This is a genomic window from Bradyrhizobium sp. SHOUNA76 (genome assembly GCF_023006445.1).
Taxonomy (GTDB): Bacteria; Pseudomonadota; Alphaproteobacteria; order Rhizobiales; family Xanthobacteraceae; genus Bradyrhizobium.
Map to the genome: position 1 here is coordinate 1 of NZ_JALBHA010000150.1, position 12,085 is coordinate 12,085.

Here is a 12,085-nt window from a genome sequence, read left to right on the forward strand (position 1 = left end):
TGATGTTCATCAAGCGCTCTCTGGCGTCCGGTTATGCCGGCATCGATAACCCGCTGTTCTATCGCGACAACACCATGATGCTGCTCGGCGACGCCAAGAAGGTCACCGAGAGCATCGTCAAGGCGATGTAGCGGATTTCTCAGACAACTCGTCCGATAGGTGCACGGGTTCTTGCGAAGCTTGCCGGGCAGAATGGATCACCACGAGAGGCGAATTCGCCTCTCTAGCGCAAACAGGACAGAGCCGAGGTTACGCAGCCGGTATGTCCTGTTCACAACCCTCACAACCGCGAGAACATGCATTGAACGTGTGTTCAATTGTTCGTTTCAACCGATCTGTGCTTAATCCGCCGCTTGACGTTTTGCATGATAAGCATCATCCTGAGTAAAAGATGACGAGCGTCATTTAGCTCCGCTCGCACGTGTCTCGAAGGGGTGGAAATGGAGAACGTGGTGAGTGGCGAAGCTGCGCGCGGCGGACCTTTCTCCGAAGCGGAGCCGCGCAACACGGGGTTGGGGGCGACTGGTAGTAGCCAACACAAACCTCGCTTGACCGAAACCAATTGGGATCTGTTCAGGCTCTTCTTTTCGGTGGCGGGAACCGGCAGCGTCAACAGGGCCGCCCGGGACTTGGGCATGAGCCAGCCGACTCTCAGCAGGCGCTTGAAGGAGTTAGAGCGGAATATCGGTGCGCCGCTTTTCTTTCGGGTCTCGTCCGGAGTGAAACTTACCCAGGAGGGACAGGACCTTCTCCGCTCGGCGGAAGAGATGGTTCGTTCTTTCGAGGAGTTTCACCGGGATCTGTCCCTGCGGGTCGGCCATCGTTCGACCGCCGTCAAGATCTCCGCAACCGAAGGCCTGACCAAGCACTGGCTGCTGCCTCGCGTCAAGAAGTTGCGCGCCCTGAGTCCTCAGATCCGACTTGAGATCAATTCCACTGTCGAGCAGCAGAACCTTGCCACCAGTGATCTCGATCTGGTCATTCGGATAGGACATCCGGGTGACAGCGAACTCATCGGTCGCCGCGTCGGAACCATCGCCTTCGGTTTGTTTGCATCTGACAGCTATTTGGCGGAACGTGGTGCACCGAGGTCCCTGAACGAGCTGGTCGACCATGAATTGATCGGAAGCACGGCCGAGTACGGGAGGCTTCACAACGAACGGACGAGCCATATCTCGTTGTTGACGGCCTTCAATTCGGCTGCGAACGCCCGGAGTACATTGAAGCTCGTGCCGGTCGTCAATCATTTCGCTGCGACGGCGGAAGGTCTCGGCTTGGCATTTCTGCCGGTGCCGTTTGCCTTGGCTGAAGGCTTGGTGCGTGTGCTTCCGGACGAGGCGGCCATTTTGGATTTATGGCTGCTCCGCCGCCGCGAAAGCGACCTCAGAAAGATGACCAAGCAGGTCTGGCGCTTTCTGGAAGCGGAATTGACTGACACCAAATCGTGGTTTGTCGGTCAGAGGTCGGCTCAGAAGCGACTGCAGCGGGTTGCTTGATCCAGTTCGGTGAGCCTTACCAGGCCTCGCCGAACGGGCGTAGTTCGACAAGGAAAGACCAGGTCGACCGGTCCTGGTGGGCGACCCGAAACATCTCCTCCGCTATGGCGGTAGGCTTTGCGAAGAAATCGTCGGGCTTGTCCGCCGCCAGAACCGGGCGGGTGCGGGGAGTGTCGATCGCTGCGTCGATCATGAAATAGGCGACATGAATTCCCTTCGGCCCGAATTCACGCGCCATTGATTCGGCCAAAATGCGCTGGGCCGCTTTCGTTGAAGCGAAGAATCCCCAGTTGGCCTTTCCACGAAAGGCGGACGTGTTGCCAGTTACCAGGATTGCGCCTTTCCCGGCCGCCAGCATCTGCGGAATAGTCTCGCGGGAGAGATGGAGCAGCGCGGTGGTATTGACCCGGAAGTTCTTCTCCAGATCGTCGGGGTCCATGGCAAGGATGCTTCCCCGCGTTGCACGCAGGGCGTTGTGAACGACGACTTGGGGAGCCCCCATCTCGGTCCTGATGAGGGCGAGCGTCTGGACCAACGCTTTGAGATCACCGACATCGCAAGGAAAGGCGCGCGCGCCCTCGTACTTCGATGCCAAATTGCGGAGGTTCTCCGCATTGCGGGCTATCATCGCGACCCGATAGCCGCCCTCGCTGAAACGCCTGGCGATCTCCGCGCCCGTGCCGTGCTCAGGACCGACCCCGGTGACGATGCAAACTGGATTTTTCATATGGGCCTCCTCAGAGCTGGAAAGACGGGCGCGCCGAAACTTTGGCAAACCAGGTCGCGACGGCAGGATAGCGCGCGCCAATATCCATGTTCAGCGCGTTGGCCGAGCGTATGGCGAAGAAGCCGGTGATATCGGCGACGCTGAATTGGGGGCCGGCGACGAATGCGTTCTTGGCCATGTACGGCTCCACGCGACCGAGAAATATTTCCATCATTTCGCGCCCACGAGTGACCAGCGCGGGCAATTGCGGCAGGTCATTCCGCGTGCCCGGCACAACTCGACCGGCGAAAATCGGCAAGGAATTGCGGACGGCGTGCAGCATCGGAATAAGGCCATCCAGTTCGAACCGCCGCAACCACATGTCGACCACGGCGCGCTCGCTGCTCGTGCGCCCAAAAAGAGCCGGTTGCGGGTATATTTCTTCGAGATAGCGGCAAATCGACAGGGACTCCGCGATGACCGTGCCGTCGTCCAATTCCAAGAAGGGGACGCAGTGAAACGGATTCATCTCGGTGAGGGCGGGGGTGAACTGCGCCCCTTCCCGGACGTTCAGTTGTTCGGTTGGCAGCTCGAGACCTTTCTCGGCCAGGAAGACACGAACGCGTTGAGCGCTCGCCGCAGGTCCGAAATCGTAGAGCTTCATCGTCGTCCTTTTCTTTCCTTCGGGCCGCTATTTTTCAGCTGTCTCGCGACTTTCCACAAGATCGAGAATGCTTCGTTGGGCCGCGCGCAATATCTTGTCAGACATCGGACGATCTCTCGCGACTCGCGAAAGGGCGACCGCTCCGACCATCGTGCAGACGATGGCAATGGCGGATTCGTCGGGGTGATCGCCTTCCACTAGGTTAGCTACTTTGTCGAAGTGCTGGGAGAGATAGCTCGTCATGACGTCGCGCGTTCTTCGATCGCTTCGCGCAACGTCTCCAGCCAGCGCCGCTACCGCACATCCCACACTCCGATCGTCTCGGTGCGCCTTGCTGAGATAGGTGTTTAGCAGCGCTTTGAGGCTCCGCGGACCGTTCGTGCTTCCCAGGCGCGCTGATTCTGGGCCGCCTTCCGAAAGAGCCTTTGCCAAAGCATCGGAGATCAACTCACTGCGCGAGTCAAAATGCCCGTAAAACCCGCCGTGCGTCAGCTTTGCCGATTTCATGAGCTCGGCAATGCTGAGGCCGTCCAATCCCAGCTCTCGGATCTGGACTGCGGCGGCATCCAGAATACGCTCCCGACTTTTCGCTTTGTCCGCTTGGGAGTGGCCCATCTAATCGACTCCGGTCAGAATAATCGGAGACCTGAATATCAAGAACTCCGGCCGACGGCCAATATCGAATTCTTGAAGGGTTAGACCTCTCGCCGGCCGAGGAACGCCAGCCGCTCGAACAGGTGCACGTCCTGCTCGTTCTTGAGCAGCGCGCCGTGCAGCGGCGGGATCAGCTTGCGCGGATCCCTCTCGCGCAGCTGCTCGACGCTCATGTCCTCATTGAGCAGCAGCTTGAGCCAGTCGAGAAGCTCGGACGTGGACGGCTTCTTCTTCAGGCCGGGCACCTCGCGCACCTCGAAGAAGATGCGCAGCGCTTCTTCGACCAGGCGCTTCTTGATGCCGGGGAAGTGGACGTCGACGATGCGGCCCATGGTGTCGGCGTCGGGGAACTTGATGTAGTGGAAGAAGCAGCGGCGGAGAAAAGCGTCCGGCAGCTCCTTCTCGTTGTTCGAGGTGATCATCATGATCGGGCGCTGCTTCGCCTTGATGGTCTCGCCGGTCTCGTAGACATGGAATTCCATGCGGTCGAGCTCGAGCAGGAGGTCGTTCGGGAATTCGATGTCGGCCTTGTCGATCTCGTCGATCAGCAGCACCGGGCGCTGCTCGGCGGTGAAGGCCTCCCACAGCTTGCCGCGCTTGATGTAATTGTTGATGTCGGAGACCCTGCTGTCGCCGAGTTGGCTATCGCGCAGCCGCGATACCGCATCGTATTCGTAGAGGCCCTGCTGTGCCTTGGTGGTGGACTTGATGTGCCAGGTCAGCAGCGGCGCGTTCAGCGCTTTGGCCACTTCCTCGGCCAGCACAGTCTTGCCGGTGCCCGGTTCGCCCTTGATGAGGAGGGGGCGCTGCAGCACGATCGAGGCATTGACGGCCACTTTGAGATCGTCGGTTGCGACGTAGTTCTTCGTCCCAGTGAATTTCATGACCATCAGTTTTGTTGGAGCGGGTAGTACGCAAGGTATGATCTGAATAGCGGCAGTTTTACAGGGGAATCAAGTCTTCGGCCACTCGGCCACTTCCAACAGCCGCGCATGTTCATGGAGTGACTCGCGTGCAAAGTCGACAAGTTGCGGTGATCTGCCCGAGCGCAGCCCAACGTGGTTAAAGTCGCATGATTCAAATGCTTTGTGCCTTACTCATTCAGGACAATTGATCGACTATTGTCGGAGCAAGAATCAATGCGCGGGGCTATTCACCGATGAAGTGTACTTATTCTCGTTTGTCGATCGGGCGCGCCAAGATCCGGGATAGTTTTGCCCGGATACTAGGATGGTCCATCTATCATGTTGCTGCAATTCTTCACCTCTCTGCGCGACGCGCAGGTCCCCGTGACGCTGCGCGAATACCTCACGCTGGTGGAGGCGCTCGACGCCGACCTTGCTGACTATTCGGTCGAGAATTTCTACTATCTGTCGCGCACCGCGTTGGTGAAGGACGAGCGCAACCTCGACAAGTTCGACCGCGTCTTCGGCACGGTGTTCAAGGGGCTGGAAAACCTGCTCGACGCCATGGAAAAGGCGGAGATCCCCGAGGAGTGGCTGAAGAAGCTCGCCGAGAAATACCTCACTGAAGAAGAGAAGAAGCAGATCGAGGCCATGGGCTGGGACAAGCTCATGGAGACCCTGAAGAAGCGCCTCGAGGAGCAGAAGGGCCGCCACCAGGGCGGCTCGAAGTGGATCGGCACCGCCGGCACCTCGCCGTTCGGCGCCCACGGCTACAATCCCGAAGGCGTCCGCATCGGCCAGGAGAAGAACCGCAACAACCGCGCCGTGAAGGTGTGGGACAAGCGCGAGTTCAAGGACCTCGACGGCAACGTCGAGCTCGGCATCCGCAACATCAAGGTGGCGCTACGCCGCCTGCGCAAGTTCGCGCGCGCCGGCGCGCCTGACGAGCTCGATCTCGACACCACGATCCGCGAGACCGCCAATCACGGCTATCTCGACGTGCACATGCGCCCCGAGCGGCGCAATGCGGTGAAGCTCTTGGTGTTCTTCGACATCGGCGGCTCCATGGACGCGCATATCGAGCAGGTCGAGGAGCTGTTCTCGGCGGCGAAGAGCGAGTTCAAGCACATGGAGTATTTCTACTTCCACAACTGCCTCTATGAAGGCGTGTGGAAGCAGAACAAGCGCCGCTTCACCGACCGCACGCCGACCTGGGACGTGCTGCACAAATACCCGCACGACTACAAGGTCGTGTTCGTCGGCGACGCCTCGATGTCGCCTTACGAGATCATGGTGCCCGGCGGCTCGGTCGAGCACGTCAACGAAGAGCCGGGCTCGATCTGGCTCGACCGCATCATCCGCACCTATCCGCATTCGGTGTGGTTGAACCCGGTCGCTCAGAAGCATTGGGACTATTCAGAATCGACCACCATCATCAAACGCATCTTCGCCAACCGGATGTACCCGATCACCATCGAGGGTCTGGAAGCAGCGACCAAGGAATTGACGCATTAGACCGGAGCTGGCCGGCTAGAACCCAGCAAAGAGAAGTGCGTGCAGGTCACCCTACCAGCGCTTGAAGATGACGCTGGCGTTCACGCCGCCAAATCCAAAGCCATTCGAGATCACGTGATCCATCGCCATATTTCGAGCCTTGGGTCCGACGAGATCGACGCCTTCCGCTGCCTCGTCTGGATTTTCCAGATTGAGGGTAGGAGGGGCTACCTGGTCTCGGACGGCGAGGATCGAGAAGATAGCCTCGGCGCCCCCTGCAGCGCCCAGCAAATGACCGGTTGCCGATTTTGTCGCGCTGACGGCGATGCCGCCATGGGTTCCGAAAACGGATTTGATGGCCGCCAGCTCGGAGTTGTCGCCGACTGGAGTCGAGGTCGAGTGGGCATTGAGATGCTGCACGTTGCGCGGATGAAGGTTTGCCTGCCGCAAGGCCGCTTCCATAGCTCGCCGGGCGCCTGAGCCGTCCTCGGGACCTGACGTGATATGATGCGCGTCAGCTGAAGTTCCATAGCCGACGAGTTCGGCGATCGGCCGGACCCCGCGCGCTCTAGCGTGCTCGAACTCTTCAATTACCAAAATTCCAGCTCCTTCGCCCATGACGAAGCCGTCGCGATCCCGATCGAACGGTCGGGACGCCTGCGAGGGCTTGTCGTTGAAGTGGGTGGAGATTGCGCGGGCCGCTGCGAACCCTCCAAGACTGACGAGATCGATGCAAGCTTCGGCGCCTCCGCAGATCGCGACGTCGGCCTCACCCGCGCGGATCAATCGAGCCGCGTCGCCGATCGCCTGTACGCTGGCGGCGCACGCCGTTACGGGGGCGCCGATTGGCCCTTTGAAGCCGTACTGTATCGAAACGTGTCCGGCGGCGAGATTTGCCAGAAAGGATGGCACGGTGAACGGTGACAGACGGCGGATGCCACGTTGATCGGTGGTCCGTACCGCTTCGACGATGGCCGGAAATCCGCCAATTCCAGAAGCGATGATCGTCGCTGTCCGCTCCTGAGAGCGTTCGTCCGCAGGGGACCAGCCGGCCTGCTTGACTGCCTCCGCAGCCGCCACCAACGCGAACTGAATGAACCGATCCATTTTCCGCTGTTCCTTGGGCGGGATGGTCCGATCGGGATCGAAGCCGCCATCGAAATCATCGTCTTTGGTCGGCACTAGCCCGGCAACTCTCCCCGGCAGCGAGGAAGCCCACTCCGGCAGGATGGTCAGCCCGGACTTGCCGGCAAGCAGCCGGGACCACGCCACCTCCGTACCGCAGCCGAGCGGAGACACCAGCCCCATTCCTGTGACTACTATTCGGCGCATGTCAGGACCCGATTCTTGATGACTAGATGGTCTATTGCCGGAGTGAGGCGAGATCCCGAGCGTGCGTCAGCAGTATCGGTTCTTCTCGAATTTTTTCTCCGGCGACGAGGCGGCGCTCTCACCTGTGATAGGGAGCAGCGCTCTACCCCTGGCAAGCTACGCAGCCCCCAAGCTGCCAGAGTAGCTACGAAATTTCAAGTAACTATCAGTGAAAAATGGGCGGTCGGGGTCGTTTCAGCCCCGAAGCCGCCCATTGCGGTTTAATCGATGGCGTGGACCATGGCAGCCAACTTCGCCTGCAATCCCGCCGGGTCCGCCTTGAACGCGGCAGCGGCACCTTCGGAGAGCGCACCCGGATAAACCTCGTCTTGCCCCGCTTCCAGGGCGTTCAGGGTGTGGACCGCGACTTCGTTAGGCGTCAGCTTCGGATCCGGCATGGACTTTCCGAGCGGTGTATCAACCTGCACCGGCAATACCGCCAGGACTTGAGATCCACGGCTCTTCAGTTCCGCTCGCAGGACCCGCGTCAACGAGAGTGCCGCCGCCTTCGAGGCCGAATAGGTCCCTGCTTGTGGAATGGTCGCGAGGGCCAGGAAGCTCAGAATGTTGATTACTGCGCCGCCCTTCAGCGCGGGCGTATTCTTGAATGCCTGGGCAAGGGCCAGAGGTCCAAAGTAGTTTACTTCCATCTCTTGACGCGCCAGTGCAAGATCGCTCACGGACAGTGCGCCGTGGCCTCCGAGAAATCCTGCATTGTTCACGAGCAGGGTCACATCGGATGCCGCCGCCGCTGCCTTGGCGACCTGGTCGGGCTTGCTGACGTCCAGCTGGAGCGCGATCAAGCGCCGGTCGTCCTTGAATAATGCCTCTGCCGAACTGACGTCGCGCACTCCGGCGTAGACTTTCGATGCGCCACGTCTGAGCAACTCCTCGACGAGAGCTCGCCCGATTCCTCGGTTCGCACCAGTCACCAGGGCAACTGAACCTTCAACCTTCATTCTCGATCTCCAAAGTCCCTGTAATTGCCGGCAATCAACAACCGCTCGGGCCAGCGCTTCTCATATTCATTGCGTTTGCAATGAATGGCTTAATTGCGTACGTAATCTATGGATGTCAAGGTCCCCATCAACGCCCGAGCCAGCAAAGAATGAAAGTGTCCAAGGCCCAGGCGGCCGAAAACCGAGCTTCAATCCTCGATGTCGCCTCCAGGCATATGCGAAAGGGCGGTTTTGGAGCGATGACGGTGGGGGAGGTCGCCAAAGCTGCGGGCCTTACCCATGGGGCGCTCTACAGTCATTTTTCCTCGAAAGACGCGCTCTCGTCGGAAGCTCTCGAGGAGGGCTTCCGCCAATGCCATTCGGACTTTTCCAAGTTGTCGCTTGACGACTTGCTGAGCCAATATTTGTCGCTGCAGCACCGGGATTCCCCGGAGAGCGGCTGTCCAATAGCCGCGCTGGTCTCGCAAATTTCTCAGCAAGACGGCGCCGTCCAAGAGGAGTTCGCCGCCGGATTCGACGGCTTTGTGGAACTGGTCAAAAACGAGCTGAGGGCTACCGGCAGATCAAACTCGGAATCCCGAGATCTCTCGCTTTTCGCTGTCGCCGCGCTTGTTGGAGCGCTGGCTATTTCGCGAGCTTTGAAAGACGCGAAGCCGACGGCTTCTGAAACGATGCTGGGGGTCGTTCGCCGGCAGTTATCCCGGCTCTTACGTTCGCGATAGTCCGACAAAGGCTGGAGCCAGCTTTTGTGATTCATGGCATGACCGGCCCTGTATCGGGTCGATCCCGTGTTGCCGACCGGTGTCTCGATCCACCAGATTTGCCGCCCGGAAGCCGACAATAACGGCGGCTTACCCGCCGACAGGAAGGTCAGCCTCAGAGCGGGAAGGCATTCGCCCGCTCCGAGGCCAACAACTCAGGTGAATTTCGCGTTCTGATCGGCCAGCTTCTTCAGCAACGGTGCCGGTTCGAGCGACGGATCGTTTGCTTCCTTCGCATAGTACGACAGCTTGTCAGCGATCGTCTTCAGCCCGACATGGTCGGCGTAATGCATGGGGCCCCCACGATAGACTGGCCATCCGTACCCATAAAGCCATACCACGTCGATATCGCTTGCTCGAGTCGCGATGCCTTCTTCAAGGATCCGAGCTCCTTCGTTGATCATCGCATATGTCGTCCGCTCCAGGATTTCCTCATCGCTGATCGTGCGCCGCTTGCGCCCGAGACGGTTCAACGTCTGATCGATCAGTGTCTCGACTTCCGGATCGGGAAGGGGAGCGCGCGAGCCGCTTTCATACCGGAAGAAGCCCCTTCCGGTCTTCTGTCCGAAGCGGCCAGCCTCACATAGAGCGTCTTCGATCTCCGACTTGATGCCGCGATCCTGCCGCGAGCGCCAGCCGATATCTAGTCCGGCGAGGTCGCCCATTGCGAACGGGCCCATCGGCATTCCGAACTTAGCCAGGGCGGCATCTACCTGCTGAGGAAGTGCGCCGTCGAAAAGCAGCTGGCTGGCCTGATGCTGCCGGGCCATGAGCATGCGGTTGCCGACGAAGCCGTCGCAGACACCGACGATCACCGGCACTTTTCCGATCTTCCGCGCCAATGCAACTGCGGTTACCAGCGCGTCGGGCGCGGTGCTCTTGGTGCGGACGATTTCGCACAGCTTCATCACGTTGGCCGGGCTGAAGAAGTGCATGCCCACCACGTCCTGGGGACGCCCGGTCTCTTTGGCGATCTCATTGATGTCCAGAAAGGAGGTGTTGGTCGCCAGGATAGCGCCAGATTTCGCGATTTTGTCGAGCTGTCCGAAAACCTCCTTTTTGATGGCCATGGTTTCGAATACAGCCTCTACGATGAGGTCGGCTTGCCCGACGTTGTCGAGACCGACGGCTCCCGTGATGAGTGCCATGCGCTTCGCAGGCGCATCGGCGGGAATACCGCCTCGGGCTGCGGTGGCTTCATAGTTTTTGCGGATGACGCCCAATCCGCGATCGAGCTGCTCCTTGCCGGTCTCCACCAAAGTGACAGGAATGCCTGCGTTCGCGAATGACATCGCGATCCCGCCCCCCATGGTGCCGGCGCCGATGATCGCCACGCCCTCGACCGAACGCGGCTTGGTGCCGGTCTCGACACCGGCGATCTTCGCTGCCTCTCGCTCGGCGAAGAAAGCGTACCGTAGAGCCTTCGATTGATCGCTGCTCATCAGCCGGAGGAACAATTCCCGTTCTTTCTTCAGCCCCTGCTCAAAGGGTAGATCCAGCGCATGGCCGATTGCGTCGGCCGCAACGAACGGCGCCTCCAACCCCCTGACCTTCTTTGTAATCGCAGCCACAGCGCTGGTGAAAATCGAACGGTCCGATCGCGCAGCAGCGAGCTTGGTGTCATCGTCGCGCAACCTGCGAAGCGGGCGCCTGTCGGCAAGGAGCTTTCGAGCGAAGGCTTCGCCGCCCGATGATGCCTCCTCGACCACCTCCTCGATCAATCCGTTCTGAAACGCTTCGTTGGCGCCGATGGGGTCGCCGCCGATGATCATTTTAACGGCAAGTTCTGGACCCACAGCGCGCGGGAGGCGCTGGGTGCCACCGGCGCCCGGCAATAGACCGAGTTTGACCTCGGGCAGGCCGAGCTTCGAACCCTTAGCCGCCACCCGGAAATGACACGCCAGGGCGACCTCAAGCCCCCCACCGAGAGCGGTGCCGTGAATTGCCGCGATGACGGGCTTCGGGCTGCTCTCAATCGCGGTCAGGACCTCATCGAGGGCCGGCTTCTTCGGAGGCTTGCCGAATTCCGTGATGTCGGCTCCGGCAATGAAGGTGCGTCCTGCGCAGGTCAGCACGATGGCCTGAATGGAGGGATCGGCGATGGCCTGTTGGACGCACTCCAGAATGCCGCCGCGTACCGCTGCACTGAGCGCGTTGACGGGAGGGCTATCGATGGTGACGACGCCTACGACGTCGTGGGACTTCAGGCTTACGACAGTGCTCATCGATTTCCTCCATTTCGCCGTTCTGGACGGCGCTTGCCGTTGGAATTGCCGGGTACGTTGGGTCGCATTGCGCGCCGAACGGTGCATGGGCTGCCGCCACGTGCATTACTTGCCGAGTTCGGCCGTCAGCTCCGGAACCGCCTGGTAGAGGTCGGCGACCAGGCCGTAATCGGCGACCTGGAAGATCGGCGCGTCCTCGTCCTTGTTGATCGCAACGATCACCTTGGAGTCCTTCATGCCGGCCAGATGCTGGATGGCGCCGGAAATGCCGACGGCGACGTAGAGCTCGGGGGCCACGACCTTGCCGGTCTGGCCGACCTGCCAGTCGTTGGGCGCATAGCCGGCGTCGACCGCCGCGCGCGAGGCACCGACGCCGGCCCCAAGCTTGTCAGCGAGCGGCTCGATGTACTTGGCGAAGTTCTCGCGGCTCTGCATGGCGCGGCCACCGGAGACGATGATCTTGGCCGAGGTCAGCTCGGGACGGTCGCTCTTGGCGACTTCCTCGCCGACGAACGACGACAGGCCGGGATCGGCCGCCGCTGCTACGTTCTCGACCGGCGCGCTGCCGCCTTCACCCGCTGCCGCGAAGGTCGAGGTCCGCACCGTGATGACCTTCTTGGCGTCCTTGGACTTCACCGTCTGGATGGCGTTGCCGGCATAGATCGGGCGCTCATAGGTGTCGGGGGCGACCACCTTGGTGATCTCCGAGACCTGCATGACGTCGAGCAGGGCGGCAACGCGCGGCATCACGTTCTTGAAGCGCGAGGTCGCGGGCGCGACGATCGCGTCATAGCCGGAAGCCAGCGACACGATCAGCGCGGCCAGCGGCTCGGCAAGATCGTGCGCGTAG

General features: G+C 60.5%; 12 protein-coding genes. 4 read left to right on the top strand and 8 right to left on the bottom strand.

Features of this window, described 5'->3' with window-relative positions:
* Both MOV74_RS17505 and MOV74_RS17510 read left to right on the top strand, forming a co-directional pair.
* On the top strand, nt 1-131 hold a 131-nt coding region (locus tag MOV74_RS17505; RefSeq protein ID WP_246924894.1), incomplete at its 5' end, for an NAD(P)(+) transhydrogenase (Re/Si-specific) subunit beta.
* A gap of 309 nt (nt 132-440) precedes the next feature.
* The gene (locus tag MOV74_RS17510; protein ID WP_246924859.1) at nt 441-1,496 is read left to right on the top strand and encodes a LysR family transcriptional regulator; all 1,056 of its coding nucleotides are present in this window, start codon (nt 441-443) and stop codon (nt 1,494-1,496) included.
* Nucleotides 1,497-1,512: 16 nt separating this feature from the next.
* Here the strand turns inward: MOV74_RS17510 and MOV74_RS17515 are convergent, their stop codons facing one another.
* The 4 genes from MOV74_RS17515 to MOV74_RS17530 all read right to left on the bottom strand — a co-directional run bounded on the left by MOV74_RS17515 (nt 1,513) and on the right by MOV74_RS17530 (nt 4,404).
* The gene (locus MOV74_RS17515) at nt 1,513-2,223 is read right to left on the bottom strand and encodes an SDR family NAD(P)-dependent oxidoreductase (RefSeq protein ID WP_246924864.1); all 711 of its coding nucleotides are present in this window, start codon (nt 2,221-2,223) and stop codon (nt 1,513-1,515) included.
* Between the two features lie 10 nt (nt 2,224-2,233).
* Nucleotides 2,234-2,866, bottom strand: coding sequence for a glutathione S-transferase family protein (locus MOV74_RS17520; RefSeq protein ID WP_246924868.1), 633 nt, complete (start codon nt 2,864-2,866; stop codon nt 2,234-2,236).
* 27 nt (nt 2,867-2,893) lie between these two features.
* The gene (locus tag MOV74_RS17525) at nt 2,894-3,481 is read right to left on the bottom strand and encodes a TetR/AcrR family transcriptional regulator (RefSeq protein WP_246924871.1); all 588 of its coding nucleotides are present in this window, start codon (nt 3,479-3,481) and stop codon (nt 2,894-2,896) included.
* A gap of 80 nt (nt 3,482-3,561) precedes the next feature.
* Complete coding sequence (locus MOV74_RS17530; protein WP_246924874.1) at nt 3,562-4,404, bottom strand: MoxR family ATPase; 843 nt, start codon at nt 4,402-4,404, stop codon at nt 3,562-3,564.
* Between the two features lie 360 nt (nt 4,405-4,764).
* On the opposite strand from MOV74_RS17530, the gene MOV74_RS17535 reads away from it, so the two are divergent.
* Complete coding sequence (locus MOV74_RS17535) at nt 4,765-5,940, top strand: VWA domain-containing protein (protein ID WP_246924876.1); 1,176 nt, start codon at nt 4,765-4,767, stop codon at nt 5,938-5,940.
* Nucleotides 5,941-5,991: 51 nt separating this feature from the next.
* On the opposite strand, the gene fabF is transcribed toward MOV74_RS17535, so the two are convergent.
* Nucleotides 5,992-7,251 (bottom strand): beta-ketoacyl-ACP synthase II, encoded by a 1,260-nt coding sequence (gene fabF / locus MOV74_RS17540; protein ID WP_246924879.1) that lies wholly within the window; start codon nt 7,249-7,251, stop codon nt 5,992-5,994.
* A gap of 260 nt (nt 7,252-7,511) precedes the next feature.
* Nucleotides 7,512-8,249, bottom strand: coding sequence for an SDR family NAD(P)-dependent oxidoreductase (locus MOV74_RS17545; RefSeq protein ID WP_246924884.1), 738 nt, complete (start codon nt 8,247-8,249; stop codon nt 7,512-7,514).
* Nucleotides 8,250-8,398: 149 nt separating this feature from the next.
* Here MOV74_RS17545 and MOV74_RS17550 point away from each other — a divergent pair, with 149 nt between their 5' ends.
* Nucleotides 8,399-8,971: a TetR/AcrR family transcriptional regulator gene (locus MOV74_RS17550; RefSeq protein WP_246924886.1), complete on the top strand. Its 573-nt coding sequence runs from the start codon at nt 8,399-8,401 to the stop codon at nt 8,969-8,971.
* Between the two features lie 194 nt (nt 8,972-9,165).
* Here MOV74_RS17550 and MOV74_RS17555 read toward each other — a convergent pair whose 3' ends face one another.
* Both MOV74_RS17555 and MOV74_RS17560 read right to left on the bottom strand, forming a co-directional pair.
* On the bottom strand, nt 9,166-11,235 hold the full coding sequence (locus MOV74_RS17555; protein ID WP_246924889.1) for a 3-hydroxyacyl-CoA dehydrogenase NAD-binding domain-containing protein: 2,070 nt from the start codon (nt 11,233-11,235) through the stop codon (nt 9,166-9,168).
* 105 nt (nt 11,236-11,340) lie between these two features.
* On the bottom strand, nt 11,341-12,085 hold a 745-nt coding region (locus MOV74_RS17560), incomplete at its 5' end, for an electron transfer flavoprotein subunit alpha/FixB family protein (RefSeq protein ID WP_246924892.1).

Excerpts from the sequence above, each read along its gene's own strand:
- MOV74_RS17520 (WP_246924868.1), bottom strand. The coding sequence starts at position 2,866 with ATGAAGCTCTACGATTTCGGACCTGCGGCGAGCGCTCAACGCGTTCGT.
- fabF (WP_246924879.1), bottom strand. The coding sequence starts at position 7,251 with ATGCGCCGAATAGTAGTCACAGGAATGGGGCTGGTGTCTCCGCTCGGC.
- MOV74_RS17555 (WP_246924889.1), bottom strand. The coding sequence starts at position 11,235 with ATGAGCACTGTCGTAAGCCTGAAGTCCCACGACGTCGTAGGCGTCGTC.
- MOV74_RS17515 (WP_246924864.1), bottom strand. The coding sequence starts at position 2,223 with ATGAAAAATCCAGTTTGCATCGTCACCGGGGTCGGTCCTGAGCACGGC.
- MOV74_RS17535 (WP_246924876.1), top strand. The coding sequence starts at position 4,765 with ATGTTGCTGCAATTCTTCACCTCTCTGCGCGACGCGCAGGTCCCCGTG.
- MOV74_RS17530 (WP_246924874.1), bottom strand. The coding sequence starts at position 4,404 with ATGAAATTCACTGGGACGAAGAACTACGTCGCAACCGACGATCTCAAA.
- MOV74_RS17510 (WP_246924859.1), top strand. The coding sequence starts at position 441 with ATGGAGAACGTGGTGAGTGGCGAAGCTGCGCGCGGCGGACCTTTCTCC.
- MOV74_RS17525 (WP_246924871.1), bottom strand. The coding sequence starts at position 3,481 with ATGGGCCACTCCCAAGCGGACAAAGCGAAAAGTCGGGAGCGTATTCTG.
- MOV74_RS17550 (WP_246924886.1), top strand. The coding sequence starts at position 8,399 with ATGAAAGTGTCCAAGGCCCAGGCGGCCGAAAACCGAGCTTCAATCCTC.
- MOV74_RS17545 (WP_246924884.1), bottom strand. The coding sequence starts at position 8,249 with ATGAAGGTTGAAGGTTCAGTTGCCCTGGTGACTGGTGCGAACCGAGGA.